A 20815-nucleotide genomic window follows, 5' to 3' on the forward strand; every position below is an offset into this window, starting at 1 on the left:
TCCGGCGCGACCATCTCGCTGTTGAATTTCCTCTTGGGGTTCTCGTAGAATGGATGTACCGACAGACATGACCGGAGATACCCCCCTGATGCGTACCCTGACCGTCCTTGCTGGATTTCTTGCAATCATGGTGCCGGGAATGGCGTTTGCCGAAACGGCAAGCATGAGAGCGGCAAGCGAGTCGGAAATTCGCCAGCACCTGCCCGGCACGTCCGAACTGAAAGAAGGCAAGAACGGCTACGAATATCGCGACGGCAATAAGAATGGCTACAAGATAAACAATGGCCAGGTGTGCGTCCTGTTCCCCAGCAAGAAGACCGACTGCGTCAACGTGAAGACCGACGGCAAGACCTTTCAGATGATCGACAAAAAGGGCGGCCGAACCAGATTCTGATTTAGACCCCCAGCAAGCTTGCCTTGCTCGGTCAAGCTTATCTTGCCCCAGGCAAAATCATTTTGCCGGCGACGTTTCGCCATCCCTGTCGAGAACGAAGTCAGCGATCAGGCCTGAATGGTTCGAGCCGAGATTGTCATCGAGACGTTTCAGCGATGTCAAATGAAGCGGCGCGCGCGCAAATATGTGATCGATGGCGATCCCGAGCGCGCCGGCGCCGACCGGCCATGTTGCCGGTTCTGGCGTGATCGTCTTCAGCTTCTGTTCGCGCAGGAAACCTTGGATGCTCGGGGCGATCACCGAGGAGTTGAAATCACCTGACAGCACCAGAGGCCCGTCGATCGAACCAAGCGCTTTGGTAAGATCTTCCAATTCAGCCATCTGGAAATCGTCGAAATATGGTTTGGTCAGGTGCGCCGAAACCAGATTGATGGTCTCGCCGCCGAAGTCGACGCTTGCTATCACAAGCCTGTTTTTTCGAAGACTGCCCATGCTTTCGACCTGCCGGCTGACGAACGGGCGTTTGGAGAGCACCAGCGTATCGCAGGTATCCTTTCCGGTGTCACAACCGATATGATAGGGATAGGCCTTGAACAATTGCTGCAGGTGAAACGTCAGCGGCTTGGCTTCGAGCAGATTGACGACGTCGGCATTCGACGCGATCACCAGGTCGGTGATTTCAGTCGAGTTTTTCCAATTGTCGATCGCGATGTTGAACGACATGAGACGGAAAAGCGGCGACGTGTCGGTGCTTCTGTCGCCCTCCGCGAATTCGCGCAGCATGATGATGCCGTGAGCGATGAGAAGAAGCGAGGCAAGCAGAAGGATAAAGCCGTAGATCTGCCTTTTGATAGCCAGAATGATGAGACTGGCGGCGACGAACACGACGCCGAGGTGAACCTGAAAGCTGTAGACGAAGGACAGAAGCCAGAAGTTCGTGACATAGCGTAACGATACGATCGCGATGGCAACGGTCAGAAACGCGCAGAGAATCCAATAAATTATATCTCTCATCGATCCTGACCTGCTTGCAGACGACCGCCCGGCCATAACATGCGATCAGTTATGGTGCAATGCAGCATAACAGCCGGGAGCCGGCATCCGGCAAAACAGCGGCGGATAGACCAACGGCAGCGGAGACGGTGCTGTGGCCTTCTCTTTCAAAGACCTATCGACTCGGCCTCTTCTTATCTTGTAAGTGGGGTCACTTGATACGGAATCGGCTCTTTGCCGTCGGCAGGGAGCCGAGAAAAGGTGGGAATGCGCTACTTCATTACAGGGACTGCCGGCTTTATCGGTTTTCATCTGGCCAGGCGCCTGCTGCAGGAAGGGCACGACGTCACAGGCTTCGACGGCCTGACTCCCTATTATAACGTCAAGCTTAAGGAGATGCGCCATGCGGCACTCTCCCAGTTTCCGGCTTTCAAACCCGTCATCGCTATGCTTGAGGACCGCCCAGCGCTGGAAGCGGCCGTTCTGGAGGCCAAGCCCGACATTCTGATCCACCTCGCCGCACAGGCTGGCGTCCGCTACAGCCTGGAAAATCCAGAGGCCTATCTTCGTTCGAACGTTGAAGGCTCGTGGAACATCATGGAAATCGCGCGGCGCGTCGAAATCCGCCATCTGATGCTGGCCTCGACATCATCGATCTATGGCGCCAATGCGACCGTCCCCTTTCACGAGACCGATCGCGCCGACGAGCCGCTGACCATTTATGCCGCAACGAAGAAATCAATGGAACTGATGGCGCACAGTTATGCCCATCTTCACAAGATTCCGACCACGGCTTTTCGCTTCTTTACGGTTTATGGCCCATGGGGCCGGCCCGACATGGCGCTGTTCAAATTCACCAAGAACATGCTCGAAGGCCAGCCGATAGAGATTTACGGCGAGGGCAATATGAGCCGTGACTTCACCTATATCGACGATCTCATTGAAGCGATCGTCAGGCTGTCGGCAATCGCCCCAAGTGAGGAAAACCGTCTTGACAACGTAGCTGTCGAAACGCTTTCGCGCCAAGCGCCCTTCCGCGTCGTCAATATTGGCGGAGGCCAGCCGGTCAGCCTGATGGATTTCGTCGAAACGGTGGAGAAGGCGCTCGGCCGTCCTGCAATCCGCAAGATGCTGGCGATGCAGAAGGGTGACGTGCCGCGCACCTTCGCAGCCCCCGATCTGCTTGTCGCGCTGACGGGGTACAAGCCGGATACGACCTTGGATGTCGGCGTCAGGGCCTTCGTCGACTGGTATCTCGACGTACGCGGCCAGCTTGACGCCTAGCCGATCCCGGCGGTCGCGGAGGATGCGACAAGCCGAACTATTTCCAGCCGGCCCAATGTTTCAACAAAGACCGGTGTTTCAGCGAAGAAACGTGACGGCGTCCACAGCAGCGACCGCTTTCGAGAACATATAGTCGACGACAACGGTCAGCCTCTGCGAATAGATCTTGAGCTGGTTGCCCTCGCCCTCGATTTGAGCCGGGCTGCGCAGAACGAAAGGAACGCCTGGGCGCACGAAACCGGCGTGAGTCGTCAGCGGAACCTCGCTCGAATGGCCGATGGCGGAGGTGTACATCAGGTCGCGGGCAAGGCTGGCGGGACCGATGGCGAATGCCGGCCCGGCAGCGGCAGTGATGGTCAGGCTCAAGGCGATGGCGGCGAGAGTTCTGTGCATGTCGAAGTCCCCGTTTACGGATCGTCGGGCTTTCCGCCCGGCTCCAAGCGATCGACGCGTCTGTCCACGCTTCGGTCGCATTCATGAGACCACTCTACACATCAGTATTTTCAGAGCTTTTAAGCAGATCGGTCAAATTTTACGAAATTTGATTTTCCGTTCTCACCGGTTCGGAATCCACGGGAAAAACGCGGAAATGCCGATGGCCTCGACGCTGCATAGCAGTCTACAGGACGCGATCCAGCTTCTTGTTGATGTGCAGGTTCGGCATCAATCCCGCACTTTGCGCAGCATGATAGGATTCTCGCGCCGCATCGAACGAGATCGACCACGTGATGGCGCTGAGCAGCAGTGCGATAATATAAATCTGAATACGCATCGAACTGGCGATACGGAAAGAGCAAGGCAGTTTTGTGTCAAAACATGGCCGTTGGAATGACGAAAACAACCGACAAGCTTTTTGTTCGCAACCACTCCGCCAGATATATTGGCGTCGCGAAAATTAGCGATAATGCAGCGTTAACTGCTAGCAGCCAACGCCGAGGCTTGGTTCCTCTTCCCCACCCCGAGAACCCTGAAAGGTCCGTTCCCCACGGGCCTCTTTGCGTTGTCTTCCAGTGTGTTTTTCGGGTGGATGGCTGAAATCACCTAATGCGCATGACGCATGCCCTCTTCTCGTTCGCGACCTGTGTATCGGAAACCTCGCTTAAGCAGCGCTCAAAACATACAAATCAATCGATTGACTTATTTTATTATCGGTATTATAAAATTCTCATGGCCCAAGAACACGACAACCAGCCACCGGCCTCCGCCCGCGCCGAGATCGCGCGCCAGAAGATGCTATCCGCGGCTCTCGACGTCTTCGGCCGCTACGGCTTTGACGGCGCGTCGACGCGTCAGCTTACCGAGGCGGCGGGGGTGAACCTGCAGGCAATCCCCTATTATTTCGGCAGCAAGGAAGGTCTTTACATTGCCACCGCCGAATATCTGATGGGCCGCATCGACACGCATGTCGGTGACATGAGGGCGCGCGTCGGCGCGCATCTGCTGGCGCTCGACGCTGCGGGCAAACCGCTTGGTGAAGCTGAGGCCCGCCTCTTCCTGACCGAAATCCTCCGGACCATGGTGACGCTGTTCGTCGGCAAGGAATCCGAACCCTGGGCGCGCTTCCTGATCCGCGAGCAAATGGAGCCGACAGAAGCCTTCACACGAGTCTATCAGGGCCTCATGCGTCCGATGATCGAGATGGGCCGGCGGCTGATCGGCGCCATCCTTCATGAGGATCCCGCCTCGGAACATGTGCGCCTGCGCACCTTCACCCTTCTCGGCAGCATCCTCGTCTTTCGTGTCGCCCATGCGGCCGTGCTCGCCCAGATGGAGTGGGACGGCGTCGGCCCGGAACAGGTGGAAACCGTGCGCGGCCTTGCCGCAGAGCTGGTCAATGCCATCGGCCCGCTGAAAGGAGGTGCAGCGTGAAACGCGTCCTTTCCATTGTCATCCTTCTCCTCGTTGTGGTGGGTGCCGCCGCCTGGTGGTACGGCCTGCCCGAAAAGCTCGGCTGGTGGCCTGAAGCCCGCCACGAGTTCGTCCTTTACGGCAATGTCGATATCCGCCAGGTCTCGCTCGGTTTCCGTGTCAGCGGCCGTCTCGCCGAACTCCACGCCGACGAAGGCGACGTCATCAAAACGGGAACGGTTCTGGCGAAGCTCGATGCAGCACCCTATGAGTTCGCCGTCCGTTCGAGCGAGGCCAATGTCGCAGCCCTCCAGGCAACGCTCGACAAGCTGAAAGCCGGGCCGCGCCCAACTGAGATCGCCCAGGCACGCGCCGCCTATGACGAAAGTCTCGCCGATCTGGCGAATGCCAACCTCGCCTATGACCGCGCCCGCCAGTTGCGCCCACAGGGCACGATTTCCGAGGCCAGTCTCGACCAGGCAACCGCTGCAAGGGCAATGGCCGCCGCACGCGCCGATTCCGCCAACGAGGCGCTGAAACTGCTGCAGGAGGGCTCGCGCGTCGAGGATATCGCCGCCGCCGACGCCCAGCTGAAGGCGGCTCAGGCGACCCTCGCCTCCGCCCGCACTTCGCTTGATGATACCGAGCTGCACGCCCCGAACGACGGCGTTATCCTCTCCCGCGTCCGGGAAAATGGCGCGATCGTCTCGCCGGCAGACACCGTCTTCGTATTGTCCCTGACCGAACCTGTCTGGGTGCGCAGCTATGTCGCCGAGCCCAATCTCGGCCGTATCCATCCCGGCATGAAGGTTTCTGTTGCCTCCGATACCTCGCCCGACAAGCCCTATGAAGGCACCATCGGCTTCATCTCGCCGGTCGCCGAATTCACCCCGAAATCGGTGGAGACGCCGGAACTCAGGACCGACCTCGTCTATCGTCTGAGGATCGTCATCAACAGGCCCGGCCCGGATCTACGTCAGGGCATGCCGGTTACCATGCGTTTTCCCACACTGACGGCAAGCGGACAATGACCGCCGCCGAGACCGGCCGAGACGACAAGCCGCTCGTCCGGATCGACGGCGTCACCAAACGCTTCGGCGCCGCGCCAGCCGCACTTGACGCCGTCTCCGGCGTCATCGGCGGCGGCGCAATCACCGGCCTCGTCGGCCCTGATGGCGCCGGCAAGACGACGCTGATCCGGTTGATGACCGGTCTGATGCTGCCCGACACGGGAACGATGGAGGTTCTCGGCTTCGACACCAGGAAGAATGCCGCCGGCATCCAGGCGGCGATCGGCTATATGCCGCAGCGCTTCGGCCTCTATGAGGATCTGTCGGTGCAGGAAAACCTCGACCTTTATGCTGATCTGCGTGGACTGCCGAAAAGCGAGCGGGCCGGCGCTTTCGACGAATTGCTGACTTTCACCGATCTCAAGCGTTTCACCGGCAGGCTCGCTGGAAAACTCTCCGGCGGCATGAAGCAGAAGCTCGGTCTTGCCTGCGCCCTTCTGAAGAAGCCGCGCCTGCTGCTGCTCGACGAGCCCGGCGTCGGCGTCGATCCGATCTCGCGCCGCGACCTCTGGAAGATGGTCGAGAATCTGACCAAGGAAGGCATCGGCGTCCTTTGGTCGACCGCCTATCTGGACGAAGCGGAGGCCTGCGACCACGTGCTCCTTTTGAACCAGGGCAAGCTGCTCTTCTCGGGAAAACCCATGGAGATGACCGAGCGCGTCAAAGACCGGGTCTTCCGGGTATCCGGTGTCACCGGCCGCCGTCGGCAGGTGCTCGCCGAACTCCTGCAGGCCGATGGCGTCATCGACGGCGTCATCCAGGGCGAGGCGATCCGTCTCGTCACGGCGAAGGACAAGAAGCCCGATATCGGCAAGGCCGGCGATGGCGCAACACTCGCTCCTGCACCGCCTCGCTTCGAAGATGCCTTCATCGATATGCTGGGTGGTGGTCCCGGCGGCCGATCCAGGCTCGCAGAGGCGCAGCAACCGCTGAAGGGTGAGGACATCAGGCCGGTGATCGAGGCTAAGGGACTGACCAAGCGCTTCGGCGATTTCACCGCTGCCGACAATATCAGCTTCGATATCCGCCGCGGCGAGATCTTCGGCCTGCTCGGCCCGAACGGCGCCGGCAAGTCCACCACCTTCAAGATGCTCTGCGGCCTGCTGAAACCAACAGGCGGCGAAGGCCGCGTCGCCGGTTTCGACCTTCGCCGCGATGCGGCCGAAGCCCGCAACCAGCTCGGCTACATGGCGCAGAAATTCTCGCTCTATGGCGATCTCACCGTCATGCAAAACCTCGAATTCTTCTCTGGCGTCTATGGCCTTGGCGGAAAACACCGGCGCGAACGCATCGACCTGATGGCGAGCATCTTCGATTTCGGCCGCCATATCGGCCAGCCCGCCAAGGATCTGCCGCTCGGCCTGAAACAGCGCCTGGCGCTTGCCTGCGCCGTCATGCACGAGCCGCGCGCCCTCTTCCTCGACGAACCAACCTCCGGCGTCGATCCGATCACCCGGCGCGAGTTCTGGACGCATATCAATGCGTTGGTCGAAAAGGGCGTCACCGTGCTCGTCACCACCCATTTCATGGACGAGGCGGAATATTGCGATCGCATCTCGCTGATCTATCGCGGCCGCTCGATCGCGCTCGGTTCGCCTGACGAATTGAAGGCCCGGGTCGCGACCAGGGAGCAGCCGGACCCGACGATGGAGGACGCCTTCATTGCCCTGGTGCAGCAATCCGAGAAGGAGGAGGCAGTATGAGCACCTCCTCCGGCCGGATGCGACGTCTCTTAGCCCTCGTGCGCAAGGAAAGCTTCCAGGCGATCCGCGATCCGAGCAGCATCCTCATCGCCTTCGTGCTGCCGCTGATCCTGCTTTTTCTCTTCGGCTACGGCGTCTCGCTCGATACCACTCGCACCCGCATCGGCCTCGTGACCGAGGAAATGACGCCGCTGACGCAGGATCTGTCGGCCAGTTTCCAGGCTTCGCGCTATTTCGATGTGGCCATGGGCCGCGACCGGCGTCTGTTCGAGGAAGACCTCGTGCTCGGCAAGGTGCGCGGCATCGTCATCATTCCCGCCGACTTCACCACGCGCTACACCGCCGGCAACCGGCCCGATATCCAGGTGATCGTCGACGGCTCCGATCCGAACACCGCGAATTTCGTGCAGAATTATGCCCAAGGCACTGTTGCCAACTGGGAGCGGCAGAGGCAGGCGGACGTTGCCTCCCATAGTCCTGCCATCTCGGTCGAGCAGCGCTTCTGGTTCAACCCTGAACTGACCAGCCGCAATTTCCTCGTGCCCGGCTCGATCGCCATCGTCATGACGCTGGTCGGCACGCTTCTGACCTCGCTCGTCGTCGCTCGCGAATGGGAACGCGGCACCATGGAGGCAATGATGGCGACACCGGTGACGGCGGCAGAACTGCTCGCCGGCAAGATCCTGCCCTATTTCCTGCTCGGCCTCACCTCGATGACGCTATGCGTGCTGCTTGCGGTCTTCCTCTTCGGGGTGCCGTTCCGCGGCTCCGTCGCCGCTCTTTACGCGCTGTCGGCCGCTTTCCTGATCCCGGCTCTCGGCCAGGGCCTGTTGATCTCGACGGTCACGAAGAACCAGTTCCTCGCCTCGCAGCTGGCACTGATCTCGGCCTTCCTCCCGGCCTTCCTGCTGTCTGGCTTCCTCTTCGAGATCAATTCCATGCCGACCGTGATTCAGTGGATCACCTTCATCGTGCCGGCGCGCTACCTGATCCCCAGCCTGCAGACGGTATTCCTCGCCGGCGACATCTGGCCGATGTTTTTGCAGGCGATCGGCGTGATGCTGACGATCGGCGCCATCATGTTCGTGCTAGCAGCCCGCAGCACCAGAAAGAGGATCGGCTGAGATGTGGACAAGGCTTTACGCCCTGATCGTCAAGGAGCTGCTCGCCGTGCTGCGTGATCCGAAGGGCCGCGCCATCCTGATCGGCCCGCCGATCGTCCAGCTTCTCGTCTTTTCCTATGCGGCGACACTCGAAGTCCGAAATGTCGACGTGATGATCCTCAACCGTGACAGCGGCCACTGGGGCCAGGAACTGATCGAGCGCATCGATGGCTCGCCGACTTTCCGGAAGATCGAGATCGCCTCCAGCCAGGCGGAGGTCCGGGTGGCAATCGACAACCAGACGGCCATTGCCGCCGTTGAGATCGGCCCTGACTTTTCCCGCAATATCGAGGCGGGAGCGCCTGGTGATCTGCAGATGGTGCTCGACGGCCGGCGCTCCAACGCCTCGCAGATCGTCGCGGGCTATCTCTCGCAGATCGGTGCCGCCCTCGCCGCCGAGACACCGGCCGGCAAACGTGCCGGCGCCGACATTGTCTCGACAGTGCCGCGCAACTGGTTCAACCCGAACCTCACCTACCAATGGTTCATGGTGCCGAACCTGATCGCCAGCATCGCGCTGCTGATCGGCCTGATCGTCACGGCATTGTCGATCGCCCGCGAGCGCGAGCTTGGCACATTCGACCAGCTGATGGTCTCGCCGCTGCGTATGCACGAGATTCTGATCGGCAAGTTGATTCCACCGATGATGATCGGCTTCTTCCATATCACCGTCTATATCCTGGCTGCTGTGTTCCTCTTCGAGGTGCCGCTGCGCGGCTCGCTCTTCCTGCTTTACGGCAGCGCGATCTTCTATCTCGGTTCGGTCGCCGGCCTCGGCCTCTTCATCTCGGCGCTGTCGATGACGCAGCAGCAGGCGATCCTCGGCGCCTTCCTTTTCATGGTTCCAGCCATGCTGCTCTCCGGCTTTGCGACACCGATCGAAAACATGCCGGGATGGCTGCAGCCGGTGACCCTGATCAATCCGCTGCGCTATTTCCTGGTGATCGTCAAAGGCGTCTTCCTCAAGGATATCCCCCTGGGCGAAGTGGTGAACCAGACAATCCCATTAGCGCTGATCGCCGCCGTCACGCTCAGCGCCGCCGCTTGGCTCTTCCGCCGGCGGCTGGAATAACGCCTCCCAACCCATGCTTCCGCCGCCTCACATAATGTGAACCGGCCTTCCAAAGCGTGACTCTCTCCTGCTGGAACCTCGGATTGGCGTGGTCGTTACCCAAACGCAACCCCAGCAAAGGAGAAGCAAAATGTACAAGGTCCTACTTGTCTCCAGCGCCCTTGCGCTGTCGTCATTTGCAACCAATGCGCTCGCTGATGGAGCCGTGACCGGTGCAGCCGGTGGCGCCATCACCGGCGCAATCGTCGGCGGCCCCGTGGGTGCTGCCATTGGCGGCGTGGCCGGCGGTGTCGCCGGTGCCGTTGTCGATCCTCCGCCGCGCGAGGTCGTTACCTATGTCCAGCAGCAGCCAGCCCCGACCGCCTCCGTGGTGGTCCAGGAACCGATCGTCGTCGGCAAGCCGCTTCCGGCAGACGTCGTCGTGACGCCGGTGCCTGACAATCCGAAATATGCCTATACGGTCATCAACAATCAACGCGTGATTGTCGAACCGCGCACCCACCGCGTGGTGCAGGTGATTGAATAAACGAGAAGAAAGGGTCCGCCTCCGGACCCTTTCTTCTCTAAGCGAAAACCGCCGCCCCGAAAGGACGGCGGTCGTGCCGTTTGATCGGGCGGATCAGACCTTCAGCTCGCGCCGCTCGCGCTCGGTCACCATTGCAAGATCGAGCACCTTCTGCAGGTTGGCAGCGTGACGGAAGTTCGGATCCGGCTGGACGCCGCTTGCCACGGCCTCGGCAAAACGCTCGTAGTTGGTCGCCACCGGTTCAACCTCGATCTTCGTCCAAGTGGCAGTTTCGACATCCTCGCCGAGGCAGCCATGCAGCTCGGAACCGGTGGGACGATGGATGACCTCAAGGCTGCCCCGCTCGCCATAGATACGCAGCTTCAACTCGTTCAGATGCCCTGTCGCCCAGCGGCTGGCATGGATGACGCCGAGCGCGCCGTTGGCGAAATCGACAGACATGGTGAAGCTGTCATTGGCATCGAGCAGATATTCGCCGATCTGGCCGCCCGGCGCCTTGTTGAAGGTCTTCAGCCGCGCAAAGACGTGATCGATGTCGGTCGCCGCGCCATAGGCGGCGAAATCCAGAATATGGATGCCGACGTCGCCGAGCACGCCGTTCGAACCATGGCCGGTGGAAAGCCGCCACAGCCAGGTCGATTCCGTGCGCCAGTCGCCCCAGGCGCGCGACACCAGCCAGCTCTGGAGATAGGAGGCTTCCACATGTCTGATCGTGCCGAGCTCGCCGGCGAGCACCATCTCACGGGCGCGCTGCAACGGCGCGACGTTGCGATAGGTGAGGTTGACCATGTTGATGACGCCGGCCCTTTCGGCCGCCTCCGTCATCTCCAGCGCCTTCGCATAGTTCTCTGCCAGCGGCTTTTCGCAGAAAACGTGCTTGCCCGCAGCAATCAGCGCCATCGTCGTCGGGTGATGGATGCGGTCAGGCGTGACATTTGTCGCCGCATCGAATTCACCCCAAGCGATCGCCTCCTCCAGCGAAAGAAACCGTTTTTCGATGTTGAACTTGTCGGCGAAGGCCGAAAGCCGTTCGGGATCGGTGTCGACGGCGCCGACCACCGTCACGCCGTCGATGAGGGGGAAGCGGGCGAGCTGGTTTTTCGCCATCACCCCCGTGCCAAGAACGAGTAGTCGCATGGATGCTCCTCAGCGGTAACCGGCTTCGCCGGCCTGGTGCAGTCTCGGGCCGCGTTCGACGATCGGCTCCAGTGCTTTTTCTACCGGCACATTTGGAGCATCGGTAATGCTCTTCAATGCACCCTCGGGATTATAGGCCCACTTCACACCGTTGATCAGCACCTTCTGGACATTGACGTCGTGATAGGTCGGATAGGTCTCGTGGCCGGGACGGAAATAGAAGATGTTGCCGGCGCCGCGGCGCCAGGTCAGGCCCGAGCGGAACACTTCGCCGCCCTGGAACCAGGAGATGAACACCGTTTCGAGCGGTTCCGGCACCGAAAACTGCTCGCCGTACATTTCCTCGTTCTCAAGCTCGAAATGTTCGCCGATACCGGCGGCGATCGGATGGCGCTGGTTGATCGTCCACAGACGCTCGCGCTCACCTGCCTCGCGCCATTTCAGCGCGCAGGGCGTGCCCATCAGCCGCTTGAAGATCTTAGAGAAATGGCCGGAATGCAACACCAGCAGGCCCATGCCTTCCCAGACCCGCTTGGCAACCCGCTCGACGACGACGTCGGAGACCGCGCCGTGATCCTTGTGGCCCCACCAGGTCAGCACGTCGGTTTCGGCAAGGCGGGCTTCGCTGAGACCGTGTTCCGGCTCCTGCAGCGTCGCTGTCGTCGCCGAGATACCGGGATCGGTGTTCAGCGCGTTGGCGATTGTCGTGTGCATGCCTTCGGGATAGATCCCCCGGACGACGGCATTGGTATTCTCGTGGATATTCTCTCCCCAGACGACGGTGCGAATGGCCATGATGTGCTCCTGTAGAACCTGGAAGTATCGATAGGCGGGAAGGCAGGATTCAAAGCGCTTTGGAAAACGGCGCTGGCTGCGCCTCGTCTCCTCCACGTCCAAGGAACACATAGACCTTTGTCAGTATTTTGACAAAGGGGAAAATTTACCGGCCGAAGACGGAAAAACCGCCTGGCAATATAGCAGCAATATCAATGCGAAACCGATTTAGAAAATAGATTGACGACCAAAACGCCTGTTATAATCAGCCCGAGCCCGACGATTGCCGGCAGGTCGAGGCGCTGCTTGAAGAACACCAGACCGACCGAGGAAATCAACACGATTCCCAAAGCGCTCCAAATCGCATAGGCGATGCCGACGGGGATGCTTTTCAGGGTCAACGACAGGCAATAGAAGGCAGCCGCATAACAGGCGACGACGAGTGCCGTCGGCCCGATGCGGGTGAACTGCTCCGACAGTTGCAGCGCGGTCGTGCCGATGACTTCGAGCACGATGGCTGCAAACAGCAGCCCGTAGACGGCGGCCTGGCTCATGGCGAATTCCTTTTCGAATTACTTGCCGGTCAGTTCGACAAGGCGATCGATGAGATCCCGCCTCAGAACGCCGTTGATATCATGGCTTTCCAACGTATCTGCGAACCAAAGTCCGTCGGCGGCGAAACGCACGACTTGTGCGTCGAGGGAGGAGTCGGTGCCGATATATTCCTCCGCCCGCGCCTGCACCCATTGGCGCCAGCGAAGACGCAGCCGGGGTTCGGCAAGAAGCGCGATCGTCACCTGCGTCCAACTCCGGGAATCGTCGGGACGCTCCTTGAGACCGGATACCGCCCTGAGATAGGCGCGGGTGAAGCGGCCCTGCGGCAGAGGATCGCCGCGCATCAATTCCTCTATATCGGCATCGAACTTTTCGAGCAGGCTCACGAACAGCGCATCGAGCAGCGCATTCTTCGTTGGGAAGTGATGCAGCAGCCCGCCCTTGCTGACGCTGGACGCGGCGGAAACCGCATCGAGCGTGACGGCGGCCATGCCGTCGCTGGCAGCAAGGCGCGCGGCGACATCCAGCAACTGCTGGCGCACGAGGGCGGGCTGCTTCTTGCGATGATGCGCGTTCGACATTCAGATAAAAGATACCGTCCGGACGGTTTTGTCAAGCAGAATCGGCCGCGATCCCTACCGTCCCGGCATTATGCGCGAAATGCCGCGGCGCCTTGATGACAGTTGCGATCATTTTCCGCCCGGTGCATGAAGAGTCCGGGGAACGGTTGAGGCAATGGGGATGGTTTTGTGACGGAGAAGGTCACCACCTTATATCAAGCGATCGGCGGCGATCCCGTCGTGCGGGCGCTGACGCACCGCTTCTACGCGCTGATGGACACGCTGTCGGAGGCGAGGAACGTGCGCGCCGTGCATCCGCCGAGCCTTACGGGCAGTGAAGAGAAATTCTACGAATATATGAGCGGTTATCTCGGCGGCCCGCCGCTCTATACCGACAAGCGCGGCCATCCGCGCCTGCGCAGCCGCCATTTCGTCGCCGAGATCGGCCCTGTCGAGCGGGACGAATGGCTGCTCTGCTTCCGCCGCGCCCTGGACGAGACGATCGCAAGCCAGGCGCTGCGCGATCTCATCTGGGCGCCGGTCGAACGGCTCGCCTATCACATGCAGAACAAGGAATAGCCGATGCACCTCAACGACCGTTTCGTGCCGCTGTTTTACCTGTTGTCCGGTCTGTTCGGTTTTGCCGGCGTGGCGCTCGCCGCAGCGGCCGCGCATGGCGGTGGCGACGCCCACCTGCTCGCCTCGGCATCCACCATGTGCCTGGCGCATGCGCCCGCCCTGCTGGCATTGGCGCTCGCCGCCGACAGAATCAAAACCGCCTGGCTGGCCGGTTTACTGATCGGCATCGGCACGCTGCTCTTTTCAGGCGATCTCGTTTCGCTGCGTTTTGCCGGTTCCGGCCTGTTCCCGATGGCCGCCCCGACCGGCGGTTTCGCCATGATGTTCGGCTGGCTGGCCGTTGCGGCAGGAGCGGTTTTGCGCGTTCGGGCCTAGGATTGACGGTTCGGCATAGCGCTCTGCCGATATTGCTCAGGGGGGCTTAATGAAGGTTCACAGAGTAGATATACCATCCCGAGGGATGACTGGGGCGGCGGCTTGCTCCCTCTTCTCCCCTCGGAGAGAAGGTGGCCCGAAGGGTCGGATAAGGAGGCCGCACGGCACGCCATCCATTATTGCCCTTCGCTTACGCTCAGTGCATTCGCGGCTTAGCCGCTCACCCCCTCATCGCCTCGCTATCGCTCCGGCACTTCTCCCCGCTGGGGAGAAGAGACCTGTGGCAGCGCCTCAGGCTCCTTTCTCCGCTGGAGCTGACAGAGATCAAAAAAATCAAGATTTTAGCGAAGAGCCAAGTCGCTCTTAATCAACCGCAATTAAATCCCGTCGACCACGTTGAAGCCTTCAAAAACAGGCGGCCCTTTGTACATGGCCTTGTGATCGCCGGCATTGCGGTGCGCTGCGCGAAAACTCTCGGACTTCGTCCAGTTCTGAAAATCCGCCTCGCTTTTCCAGACCGTGTGCGAGGAATAGAGCGTATAGCCCTCCTCGTCGTTGACCTTGCCGCGCAGCAGGCGGAATTCGACGAAACCAGGCACCCCGGGCAGGCTGGAATCGCGGTTGCGCCAGACCGCCTCGAAGTCACCCTCGCTCCCGGTCGCCACCTTGAAGCGGTTCATTGCGATATACATGAAATCTCCTTACGCCTTCCTCTTGCCCGTCCTTGCTACGCGTGAGGGAAAGGCGAGGATATTATCGCCGTTTGCCGCCGCCTGTCCAAGCGGTCTTGTTGTCACTTCCCCGGGCATGCGCGCTTCCCAGGTCGGGAACAGCGTCACATTCTGGCAGATCTGCTGCCGTTCGGCATGCTGCTGGAAAAGTTCGTAGAGTTCGGGCACGAGGCCCTCGCCTGTCTGCGCGGCAAGCTTATGCAGGCCGATCATGGTGACGCCGTCGGGGCGCTGGTCGTTCATCGGGAATTGTCTCGTTCGTTCATCGTATGCAACGCACGCTCCAGGCTGGACTTGCTGCCGTTGCGAAGCGGGATGAAGGTCTTGCCGAACTTCTTGCAGCCGGTCTTCACACGCAGGCAGGCATCGTGGCTGATACAGTCGATCGGGCAGAACACGCAGTCGACCGAGGGAAGGACGGTATCGATGCGGGAAACCGCTTCGCGTAAGCCACCGTCGTGATGAATGAGTTCTGCACCGAAATTGCTGCAGATCTGGCGAAGATGCGCCACCTGGCAGTCGCGGCCGCCGACATAGAGGAAACTGCGGCCATCCAGTTTGGATCGCCCGGAGGATGCCTGACCGGCGTCCTCGCCCGCGCTGTCGCGGACCTCCCGGTTCGAACCCTTATTGCCCTTGCGAGCCATATGCCACCCGTTCGCTCGTTGATCGTCACACGATTCCTGCGTGTGCGAGCGGACCTTATTAAACTTGATTTTTAGAGTAAAGTATAAAGTTGATTATTTTTATCATATTTATTTCCTCCCGATCTCGAAGACCTGCGTGAAGCTCATCGAGATTCCGCCTGGAGGCGGACTGAAGGGTGATGCACGCCGCACAGCGTCGGCAGCCGCCTGATCGATCTCCGGAACGCCCGAGCTTCTGAAGATGACAGCAGAGACAAGATTACCGCTTCCAGTGATGGTCAGCCTCACTCCGGCCGTCCCACTAACATTCTTCGGCTCACGAAGGGCGCGCCGGATGCGTGCACGAACCTTTCCGCCATAGTTGGCGCGGGCAGCTGTGCCTACCCCGTTATTATTGCTGGCGGCTTGCGAATTACGGTCTGACTGGGCTGACGGATCACCTTCGGCAATGCCGCGCTCCGAATTCTGTTGCTGCTCGCCATTCCTGCCCGCTGCCTTTTGCGGCGGCCGCTTCTTCTCGACCGGTTTCGGCTTCTCCTGCGTGATCACCTTGGGCTTCGGTGTCGGCGTGACAATTTCCTCAGGCTGTTCCGGCTCCGGCTGGACTTCGGCGGTTTCGACAGGCTTCACCTCTTGTGGGGTCTCCGCGACTTCCGGCTGGGTGGCGGGCTGCACTTCGGTCGGTTGGACCGCAGTCGGCTGTATCTCAGGCGAAACCGTATCGACCGGCACCTGCTGCTGTTCGGGAACGACCGTCGACATCGGCTGCGCGACGGACTCCTCCGCCAGCACTTCGGACACCAGGATCTCAGGCTCGACAGCCGCAGCCGTTTCCGGCGAAACACGCGTCACTTCCGGCGCAGGAGCCTGCTGAATGGGATCCTGCGTTTCGACAGGGGCAACCTCGGTCGGCTGCACATCCGCCGTTTCCGTCGGCTGGATCGTCTCAGGCTGCACAGGCTCCGGAATAATTTCCTGCTGCACGGTCGTTTCGGTTTCGCCGGCTGCCGTCTGATCGACATCGAAATCACCGTACATGACGACGCTCATCGCCTGACCGGCTTCTTCGACCGCCTCCTCCGGCGCCTTGGGAAAGGCAACGATCAGCACGGCGGCCAATGTCGCGTGGAAGATCAGGGAGCAGATGCAGGTCAGCGCCACCCGTCGCCGCACCGGCTTCTTCTCGTCTTCCTGCTTTTCCACTGCCGCATCCATCGGCGGCGCAGGGACAGAGGCTGCCGGTTCGGTTTCCGGATGATCGGGAAAGGAGGAGATCTGTGCGAAGCGCGCGTAGTGGACCACCGCTTCGCCGGCCGGCTGCCGCTGCACATTGCGCAGGTCGGAAAGCTCGTGGCCGGGATGCATGGTATTGTCGTTCAGACCGCCGTCAGCGTCCGGCTCCCCGATGAGCACCTGTCTCGATCTGGTCTTCGCTGAAATTGTCATTTGTATGCCTCGGACAGCCTGAAACATGTCCGCCGGGGATCATTCCCGGCGTATCCTTAGCCCTCGAAGGGAACGGAAATCTGTGAACGGGTGACGAGACCCTTCATGCATTCGCCCGCCGCCGGGCCGTCGCAGACCGGCGTGTCGTTGATGATGATGCGCGTGACCGTCTCGCACTTCACATTCGGCATATCGAACTGGCGCACGCGTTTCTTGCCTTGCGGCAGATCGCGGAAGTCGAGCACGGTGATGCGGTCGACGGCATTCTTGTCGTTGAAGAAAGCGAGCTCGAAGGAGATCTTGTTGATCGGCGCCTGGAGATTGTTCTCGGCGACGAAGGTCATCATGCAGCCCTTTTGCGACGGCGCCAGAGCGTTGAGTTCGACATCGAGCTTGGCTGTTGCCGCATCCTGCGCCTGGCATACGCTTGAAACCGCCATCACCATGCCGGCTGCAACAGCCGCAAACCTCACCATCATCATCTTCTCCGCCATTGTCGCGAACCGCCGCCAGGCGGCTTCATATCAGCAATCTCAAAAACTTGACTGTATTAGTCTCCTATTGCGTCTTTAAAAAACTATGAGTAAGAAAGTCAAGATAATTGTCATCACAACCGGGGACCCTGATCACCGGTCTCACGGAATTGCCAACTGAAATGATGGTTGAAAAGCCAGATAACTTTAAGCACGTTCCGCTGCAGAGCGAGCCTGCGGCACAGCACCGGATCGTCGAAAGCGCGGATCTCTTCCTCGGCACGAACGAGATCATGATTCGACACGACGGCTTGGTCTATCGCCTGAAGATCACCCGTCAGGGCAAGCTCATTCTCAATAAGTAGGGTAGGACATGACCGAACAGACAAGACCGGCGCCAGCCGAAATCCGTGCGTTTCGCGCTGACAATCCGAAGATGCGCGAGCGCGATATCGCCGCCCAGCTGAAGATTTCCGAGGCAGCCCTCGTCGCCGCCGAAACCGGCATCAGCGTGACCCGCATCGATGGCAGCGCACTGAAGCTTCTCGAACGCGTGGCCGGCCTCGGCGAAGTGATGGCGCTGTCGCGCAACGAAAGTGCCGTGCACGAGAAGATCGGCGTCTTCGAAAACATCAAGAGCGGCGCGCAGGCCGCGATCGTTCTCGGCGAGAATATCGACCTGCGCATCTTCCCGAGCCGCTGGGAGCATGGTTTCGCCGTATCCAAGAAGGATGGCGATCAGGAGCGCCTCAGCCTGCAATATTTCGACAAGGCCGGCAACGCCGTGCACAAGGTGCACCTGCGCCCAAGCTCGAATGTCGAGGCCTATCACGCGATCGTCGCCGAGTTGAAGCTGGAAGACCAGTCGCAGGAATTTGTCGAGGCTGAAACCTCGAACGCCGCCGATGATACCGCCGACATCAGCCGCGACGAACTGCGCGACAACTGGAGCAAGCTCACCGATACGCACCAGTTCTTCGGCATGCTGAAGCGCCTGAAGATCGGCCGCCAGGCGGCCGTGCGCACTGTCGGCGACGACTATGCCTGGAAGCTCGACAACAGCGCGACGGCAGGGATGATGCATGCCTCTGTGAAATCTGGCCTGCCGATCATGTGCTTCGTCGCCAATGACGGCATCGTCCAGATCCATTCCGGCCCGATCTTCAACGTGCAGTCGATGGGACCGTGGATCAATATCATGGACCCGACCTTCCATCTGCATCTGCGCCAGGATCACATCGCCGAGACCTGGGCCGTGCGCAAGCCGACCACGGACGGCCACGTCACCTCGCTGGAGGCTTACAATGCCGAAGGCGAGATGATCATCCAGTTCTTCGGCAAGCGGCAGGAAGGTTCCGACGAACGCGCCGCATGGCGCGAGATCATGGAAAACCTGCCGCGGGCAGCAAGCGTGGCAGCATAAGGATCGCAACGATGACGATGCGTAACAATCTGCGCCGGATCCGTGCTTGGGAACTAGCCCTGACGGCGGCCGTCATGGCGCTGCCGCTGATCCCGATGGCGCCGACGGACGAAGGCTTCGCCTTCGTCCGCGCAGCCCATGCTGACGAAAAGAAGCTCGACACCTCGCGCCTGGTTTCGGTCGGCGGCGACATCACCGAGATCGTCTATGCGCTCGGCGAAGAAAGCCGGCTGATTGCCCGCGACACCACGAGCATGTATCCGGAGGCGGCGCTGAAGCTGCCCAACGTCGGTTACATGCGCGCGCTCTCGCCGGAAGGCATCCTCGCCATGAACCCGACGGCGATCATCGCCGTCGAAGGTTCAGGCCCGCAGGAAGCGCTGACCGTGCTGAAGAATGCCAGCGTGCCCTTCGAGACCGTGCCGAGCGCCTTTACCCGCGACGGTATCATCGCCAAGATCGACCGCGTCGGCACGCTGCTTGGCGTGCCCGACAAGGCGAAGGCGCTTGAAGAAAAGGTCGCAGCCGATCTCGACGCGGCGATCACCGATGCCGAAAAGCGCCCGGAGGCCGAGCGCAAGCGCGTTCTCTTCATCCTCAGCGCCCAGAACGGCCGGATCATGGCATCGGGCACTGGCACGGCCGCCGATGGCATCGTCAAGCTCGCCGGCGCCATCAACGCCGTCGGCGCATTCCCGGGCTACAAGCCGCTGACGGACGAGGCGATCATCGAAGCCAAGCCCGACATCATCCTGATGATGAACCGCGGCGATGGCGCCGGCACCAAGAACGAGGACCTGCTGGCTCAGCCGGCGATCGCACTGACGCCGGCAGGCGAGAAGGAAGCGATCATCCGAATGGATGGCGTCTACCTGCTCGGCTTCGGCCCGCGCACCGCAGCCGCCGCGCGTGAGCTCAACACGGCGATCTACGGGGGCTGATCATGGCCCTGCCGCAAGCCATGACGGAACGAAGGCGACCATTTCCGATGCCGGACATCCGCGAAATCAGGCAGGCAGGCGACAGGACGCGGCTCGCCTTGCTGGCGATCGCGCTGCTCGTCGTCGGCTCGGTCTTTTCGATGCTGTTTTCGGTGACGACAGGCGCCTCGGATGCCTCGATCCTCGACGTCATCAGCAACATGGCCGGCTCCGAGACGGCGCTTAGCACGCGTGACCGGATCATCATCTTCGATATCCGCCTGCCAAGGGCGATCCTCGGCTTCCTGATCGGCGCCTCGCTTGCTGTCTCCGGTACGGTGATGCAGGGCCTGTTCCGCAATCCGCTGGCCGATCCCGGCCTCGTCGGCGTCTCATCCGGTGCAAGCCTCGGCGCAGTCGCGATGATCGTGCTCGGCAGCGGCATCGCTGCTCCGCTTCAGGCGCTTCTCGGCATCTACGCTCTGCCGGCGGCCGCTTTTGGCGGCGGCCTCGTCACGACGCTGCTGCTCTACAGGATTGCCACCCGTCATGGCCAGACCTCGGTGGCAACGATGCTGCTTGCCGGCATCGCGCTCGGCGCACTCGCCCTCGCCATCACGGGGCTGCTGATCTACATGGCCAACGACCAGCAGTTGCGCGACCTGACCTTCTGGAGCATGGGCTCGCTTGCCGGCGCTACGTGGACGAAGATCGCCGCTGCCAGCCCGATCGTCCTGTTGTCCTTCACCGCCCTGCCCTTCATGGCCCGCGGCCTCAATGCCATCACGCTCGGCGAGGCGGCCGCCTTTCATATGGGGGTGCCGGTGCAGCGGCTGAAGAATGTCGCGATCGTCGGCGTCGCCGCGGCGACCGGCGCCTCCGTCGCCGTCAGCGGCGGCATCGGCTTCGTCGGGATCGTCGTGCCGCATATCCTGCGCATGGCGATCGGCCCCGACCATCGTTTCCTGCTGCCGGCCGCAGCTCTTCTCGGCGGCTCCCTGCTGATCTTCGCGGACGTCCTGGCACGCACCCTGGTCGCCCCGGCCGAGCTGCCGATCGGCATCATCACCGCGGCAGTCGGCGGGCCGTTCTTCCTGTGGATCCTGCTGAGGCAGCGTTCGCGCCTTGCCCTGTGAGTCGTG

The 20815-nt window shown here is 61.0% G+C and carries 26 protein-coding genes; 14 read left to right on the forward strand and 12 right to left on the reverse strand.

Translation table 11 applies throughout. The features are described from left to right. Nucleotides 1-88: 88 nt before the first annotated feature. Nucleotides 89-394, forward strand: a complete 306-nt coding sequence (locus AC1ECN_RS11675) for a hypothetical protein (protein ID WP_027689248.1) — start codon at nt 89-91, stop codon at nt 392-394. 57 nt (nt 395-451) lie between these two features. Here AC1ECN_RS11675 and AC1ECN_RS11680 read toward each other — a convergent pair whose 3' ends face one another. After that, nucleotides 452-1408 carry an endonuclease/exonuclease/phosphatase family protein gene (locus tag AC1ECN_RS11680; RefSeq protein ID WP_130672973.1) on the reverse strand — a complete coding sequence of 319 codons (957 nt, stop codon included), beginning with the start codon at nt 1406-1408 and terminating at the stop codon, nt 452-454. 246 nt (nt 1409-1654) lie between these two features. On the opposite strand from AC1ECN_RS11680, the gene AC1ECN_RS11685 reads away from it, so the two are divergent. Beyond that, nucleotides 1655-2671, forward strand: coding sequence for an NAD-dependent epimerase/dehydratase family protein (locus AC1ECN_RS11685; protein WP_018073778.1), 1017 nt, complete (start codon nt 1655-1657; stop codon nt 2669-2671). A 78-nt stretch (nt 2672-2749) separates the two neighbouring features. On the opposite strand, the gene AC1ECN_RS11690 is transcribed toward AC1ECN_RS11685, so the two are convergent. Both AC1ECN_RS11690 and AC1ECN_RS11695 read right to left on the reverse strand, forming a co-directional pair. Continuing rightward, nucleotides 2750-3064, reverse strand: coding sequence for a hypothetical protein (locus AC1ECN_RS11690; RefSeq protein ID WP_130672974.1), 315 nt, complete (start codon nt 3062-3064; stop codon nt 2750-2752). A gap of 226 nt (nt 3065-3290) precedes the next feature. Then, nucleotides 3291-3443 (reverse strand): hypothetical protein, encoded by a 153-nt coding sequence (locus AC1ECN_RS11695; RefSeq protein ID WP_018073776.1) that lies wholly within the window; start codon nt 3441-3443, stop codon nt 3291-3293. A 395-nt stretch (nt 3444-3838) separates the two neighbouring features. On the opposite strand from AC1ECN_RS11695, the gene AC1ECN_RS11700 reads away from it, so the two are divergent. The 6 genes from AC1ECN_RS11700 to AC1ECN_RS11725 all read left to right on the forward strand — a co-directional run bounded on the left by AC1ECN_RS11700 (nt 3839) and on the right by AC1ECN_RS11725 (nt 10053). Beyond that, nucleotides 3839-4540, forward strand: a complete 702-nt coding sequence (locus AC1ECN_RS11700) for a CerR family C-terminal domain-containing protein (protein ID WP_130664976.1) — start codon at nt 3839-3841, stop codon at nt 4538-4540. Then, complete coding sequence (gene hlyD / locus AC1ECN_RS11705; protein WP_130672975.1) at nt 4537-5550, forward strand: secretion protein HlyD; 1014 nt, start codon at nt 4537-4539, stop codon at nt 5548-5550. Before AC1ECN_RS11700 ends, hlyD begins: the two co-directional genes overlap by 4 nt. Further along, nucleotides 5547-7292, forward strand: coding sequence for an ATP-binding cassette domain-containing protein (locus AC1ECN_RS11710; RefSeq protein ID WP_130672976.1), 1746 nt, complete (start codon nt 5547-5549; stop codon nt 7290-7292). The genes hlyD and AC1ECN_RS11710 overlap by 4 nt, the downstream gene beginning before the upstream one ends. Beyond that, a complete protein-coding gene (locus AC1ECN_RS11715; RefSeq protein ID WP_130662070.1) occupies nt 7289-8416 on the forward strand; it encodes an ABC transporter permease in 1128 nt (375 codons plus the stop codon). Before AC1ECN_RS11710 ends, AC1ECN_RS11715 begins: the two co-directional genes overlap by 4 nt. A gap of 1 nt (nt 8417) precedes the next feature. Further along, entirely contained in the window at nt 8418-9527 is a 1110-nt protein-coding gene (locus tag AC1ECN_RS11720; protein WP_130656055.1) for an ABC transporter permease, read from the forward strand. A gap of 130 nt (nt 9528-9657) precedes the next feature. Beyond that, nucleotides 9658-10053: a DUF1236 domain-containing protein gene (locus AC1ECN_RS11725; RefSeq protein ID WP_018481635.1), complete on the forward strand. Its 396-nt coding sequence runs from the start codon at nt 9658-9660 to the stop codon at nt 10051-10053. A 93-nt stretch (nt 10054-10146) separates the two neighbouring features. On the opposite strand, the gene AC1ECN_RS11730 is transcribed toward AC1ECN_RS11725, so the two are convergent. The 4 genes from AC1ECN_RS11730 to AC1ECN_RS11745 all read right to left on the reverse strand — a co-directional run bounded on the left by AC1ECN_RS11730 (nt 10147) and on the right by AC1ECN_RS11745 (nt 13100). After that, nucleotides 10147-11190 (reverse strand): Gfo/Idh/MocA family protein, encoded by a 1044-nt coding sequence (locus AC1ECN_RS11730; RefSeq protein WP_075225024.1) that lies wholly within the window; start codon nt 11188-11190, stop codon nt 10147-10149. A gap of 9 nt (nt 11191-11199) precedes the next feature. Continuing rightward, nucleotides 11200-11985 carry a ThuA domain-containing protein gene (locus AC1ECN_RS11735; protein WP_130672977.1) on the reverse strand — a complete coding sequence of 262 codons (786 nt, stop codon included), beginning with the start codon at nt 11983-11985 and terminating at the stop codon, nt 11200-11202. Nucleotides 11986-12176: 191 nt separating this feature from the next. After that, entirely contained in the window at nt 12177-12518 is a 342-nt protein-coding gene (locus AC1ECN_RS11740) for an SMR family transporter (RefSeq protein WP_130672978.1), read from the reverse strand. A gap of 18 nt (nt 12519-12536) precedes the next feature. Further along, the gene (locus AC1ECN_RS11745; RefSeq protein ID WP_130672979.1) at nt 12537-13100 is read right to left on the reverse strand and encodes a TetR/AcrR family transcriptional regulator; all 564 of its coding nucleotides are present in this window, start codon (nt 13098-13100) and stop codon (nt 12537-12539) included. Between the two features lie 168 nt (nt 13101-13268). Between AC1ECN_RS11745 and AC1ECN_RS11750 the strand changes: the two genes are divergently transcribed. Together AC1ECN_RS11750 and AC1ECN_RS11755 are read left to right on the forward strand one after the other, a co-directional pair. Then, entirely contained in the window at nt 13269-13658 is a 390-nt protein-coding gene (locus AC1ECN_RS11750; RefSeq protein ID WP_130672980.1) for a group II truncated hemoglobin, read from the forward strand. A gap of 3 nt (nt 13659-13661) precedes the next feature. Continuing rightward, nucleotides 13662-14033 carry a DUF423 domain-containing protein gene (locus AC1ECN_RS11755; RefSeq protein WP_018073762.1) on the forward strand — a complete coding sequence of 124 codons (372 nt, stop codon included), beginning with the start codon at nt 13662-13664 and terminating at the stop codon, nt 14031-14033. A gap of 377 nt (nt 14034-14410) precedes the next feature. On the opposite strand, the gene hmuQ is transcribed toward AC1ECN_RS11755, so the two are convergent. The 5 genes from hmuQ to AC1ECN_RS11780 all read right to left on the reverse strand — a co-directional run bounded on the left by hmuQ (nt 14411) and on the right by AC1ECN_RS11780 (nt 17336). Then, entirely contained in the window at nt 14411-14725 is a 315-nt protein-coding gene (gene hmuQ / locus AC1ECN_RS11760) for a heme-degrading protein HmuQ (RefSeq protein ID WP_018073761.1), read from the reverse strand. Nucleotides 14726-14734: 9 nt separating this feature from the next. Further along, the gene (locus tag AC1ECN_RS11765) at nt 14735-15007 is read right to left on the reverse strand and encodes a hypothetical protein (RefSeq protein ID WP_018073760.1); all 273 of its coding nucleotides are present in this window, start codon (nt 15005-15007) and stop codon (nt 14735-14737) included. Beyond that, nucleotides 15004-15411, reverse strand: a complete 408-nt coding sequence (locus tag AC1ECN_RS11770) for a DUF2325 domain-containing protein (protein WP_027689261.1) — start codon at nt 15409-15411, stop codon at nt 15004-15006. Before AC1ECN_RS11770 ends, AC1ECN_RS11765 begins: the two co-directional genes overlap by 4 nt. A 108-nt stretch (nt 15412-15519) precedes the next feature. Continuing rightward, nucleotides 15520-16857, reverse strand: coding sequence for an energy transducer TonB (locus AC1ECN_RS11775; RefSeq protein ID WP_130672981.1), 1338 nt, complete (start codon nt 16855-16857; stop codon nt 15520-15522). A gap of 56 nt (nt 16858-16913) precedes the next feature. After that, nucleotides 16914-17336, reverse strand: coding sequence for a hypothetical protein (locus AC1ECN_RS11780; RefSeq protein ID WP_130662832.1), 423 nt, complete (start codon nt 17334-17336; stop codon nt 16914-16916). 176 nt (nt 17337-17512) lie between these two features. On the opposite strand from AC1ECN_RS11780, the gene hemP reads away from it, so the two are divergent. From hemP to AC1ECN_RS11800, 4 genes are read left to right on the forward strand one after another with little or no spacing between them, the layout of a single operon-like run. Then, nucleotides 17513-17695, forward strand: a complete 183-nt coding sequence (hemP, locus tag AC1ECN_RS11785; protein ID WP_018073757.1) for a hemin uptake protein HemP — start codon at nt 17513-17515, stop codon at nt 17693-17695. 8 nt (nt 17696-17703) lie between these two features. Continuing rightward, nucleotides 17704-18753: a hemin-degrading factor gene (locus AC1ECN_RS11790; RefSeq protein WP_130672982.1), complete on the forward strand. Its 1050-nt coding sequence runs from the start codon at nt 17704-17706 to the stop codon at nt 18751-18753. An 11-nt stretch (nt 18754-18764) separates the two neighbouring features. Beyond that, nucleotides 18765-19694 carry a heme/hemin ABC transporter substrate-binding protein gene (locus AC1ECN_RS11795; RefSeq protein ID WP_130656063.1) on the forward strand — a complete coding sequence of 310 codons (930 nt, stop codon included), beginning with the start codon at nt 18765-18767 and terminating at the stop codon, nt 19692-19694. Between the two features lie 2 nt (nt 19695-19696). Further along, nucleotides 19697-20809 carry a FecCD family ABC transporter permease gene (locus AC1ECN_RS11800; protein WP_130656064.1) on the forward strand — a complete coding sequence of 371 codons (1113 nt, stop codon included), beginning with the start codon at nt 19697-19699 and terminating at the stop codon, nt 20807-20809. Nucleotides 20810-20815 lie beyond the last annotated feature (6 nt).

The organism is Rhizobium sp. 01N447_2, assembly GCF_056399245.1.

Bases quoted from the DNA above. Each gene is read 5' to 3' on its own strand.
- AC1ECN_RS11695 (WP_018073776.1), bottom strand. From the start codon at position 3,443: ATGCGTATTCAGATTTATATTATCGCACTGCTGCTCAGCGCCATCACG.
- AC1ECN_RS11795 (WP_130656063.1), top strand. From the start codon at position 18,765: ATGACGATGCGTAACAATCTGCGCCGGATCCGTGCTTGGGAACTAGCC.
- AC1ECN_RS11775 (WP_130672981.1), bottom strand. From the start codon at position 16,857: ATGACAATTTCAGCGAAGACCAGATCGAGACAGGTGCTCATCGGGGAG.
- hemP (WP_018073757.1), top strand. From the start codon at position 17,513: ATGATGGTTGAAAAGCCAGATAACTTTAAGCACGTTCCGCTGCAGAGC.
- AC1ECN_RS11710 (WP_130672976.1), top strand. From the start codon at position 5,547: ATGACCGCCGCCGAGACCGGCCGAGACGACAAGCCGCTCGTCCGGATC.
- AC1ECN_RS11700 (WP_130664976.1), top strand. From the start codon at position 3,839: ATGGCCCAAGAACACGACAACCAGCCACCGGCCTCCGCCCGCGCCGAG.
- hmuQ (WP_018073761.1), bottom strand. From the start codon at position 14,725: ATGTATATCGCAATGAACCGCTTCAAGGTGGCGACCGGGAGCGAGGGT.
- AC1ECN_RS11765 (WP_018073760.1), bottom strand. From the start codon at position 15,007: ATGAACGACCAGCGCCCCGACGGCGTCACCATGATCGGCCTGCATAAG.
- AC1ECN_RS11745 (WP_130672979.1), bottom strand. From the start codon at position 13,100: ATGTCGAACGCGCATCATCGCAAGAAGCAGCCCGCCCTCGTGCGCCAG.
- AC1ECN_RS11715 (WP_130662070.1), top strand. From the start codon at position 7,289: ATGAGCACCTCCTCCGGCCGGATGCGACGTCTCTTAGCCCTCGTGCGC.
- AC1ECN_RS11800 (WP_130656064.1), top strand. From the start codon at position 19,697: ATGGCCCTGCCGCAAGCCATGACGGAACGAAGGCGACCATTTCCGATG.
- AC1ECN_RS11685 (WP_018073778.1), top strand. From the start codon at position 1,655: ATGCGCTACTTCATTACAGGGACTGCCGGCTTTATCGGTTTTCATCTG.
- AC1ECN_RS11780 (WP_130662832.1), bottom strand. From the start codon at position 17,336: ATGATGGTGAGGTTTGCGGCTGTTGCAGCCGGCATGGTGATGGCGGTT.
- AC1ECN_RS11735 (WP_130672977.1), bottom strand. From the start codon at position 11,985: ATGGCCATTCGCACCGTCGTCTGGGGAGAGAATATCCACGAGAATACC.
- AC1ECN_RS11770 (WP_027689261.1), bottom strand. From the start codon at position 15,411: ATGGCTCGCAAGGGCAATAAGGGTTCGAACCGGGAGGTCCGCGACAGC.
- AC1ECN_RS11725 (WP_018481635.1), top strand. From the start codon at position 9,658: ATGTACAAGGTCCTACTTGTCTCCAGCGCCCTTGCGCTGTCGTCATTT.
- AC1ECN_RS11740 (WP_130672978.1), bottom strand. From the start codon at position 12,518: ATGAGCCAGGCCGCCGTCTACGGGCTGCTGTTTGCAGCCATCGTGCTC.
- AC1ECN_RS11755 (WP_018073762.1), top strand. From the start codon at position 13,662: ATGCACCTCAACGACCGTTTCGTGCCGCTGTTTTACCTGTTGTCCGGT.
- AC1ECN_RS11680 (WP_130672973.1), bottom strand. From the start codon at position 1,408: ATGAGAGATATAATTTATTGGATTCTCTGCGCGTTTCTGACCGTTGCC.
- AC1ECN_RS11730 (WP_075225024.1), bottom strand. From the start codon at position 11,190: ATGCGACTACTCGTTCTTGGCACGGGGGTGATGGCGAAAAACCAGCTC.
- AC1ECN_RS11675 (WP_027689248.1), top strand. From the start codon at position 89: ATGCGTACCCTGACCGTCCTTGCTGGATTTCTTGCAATCATGGTGCCG.
- AC1ECN_RS11720 (WP_130656055.1), top strand. From the start codon at position 8,418: ATGTGGACAAGGCTTTACGCCCTGATCGTCAAGGAGCTGCTCGCCGTG.
- AC1ECN_RS11790 (WP_130672982.1), top strand. From the start codon at position 17,704: ATGACCGAACAGACAAGACCGGCGCCAGCCGAAATCCGTGCGTTTCGC.
- AC1ECN_RS11690 (WP_130672974.1), bottom strand. From the start codon at position 3,064: ATGCACAGAACTCTCGCCGCCATCGCCTTGAGCCTGACCATCACTGCC.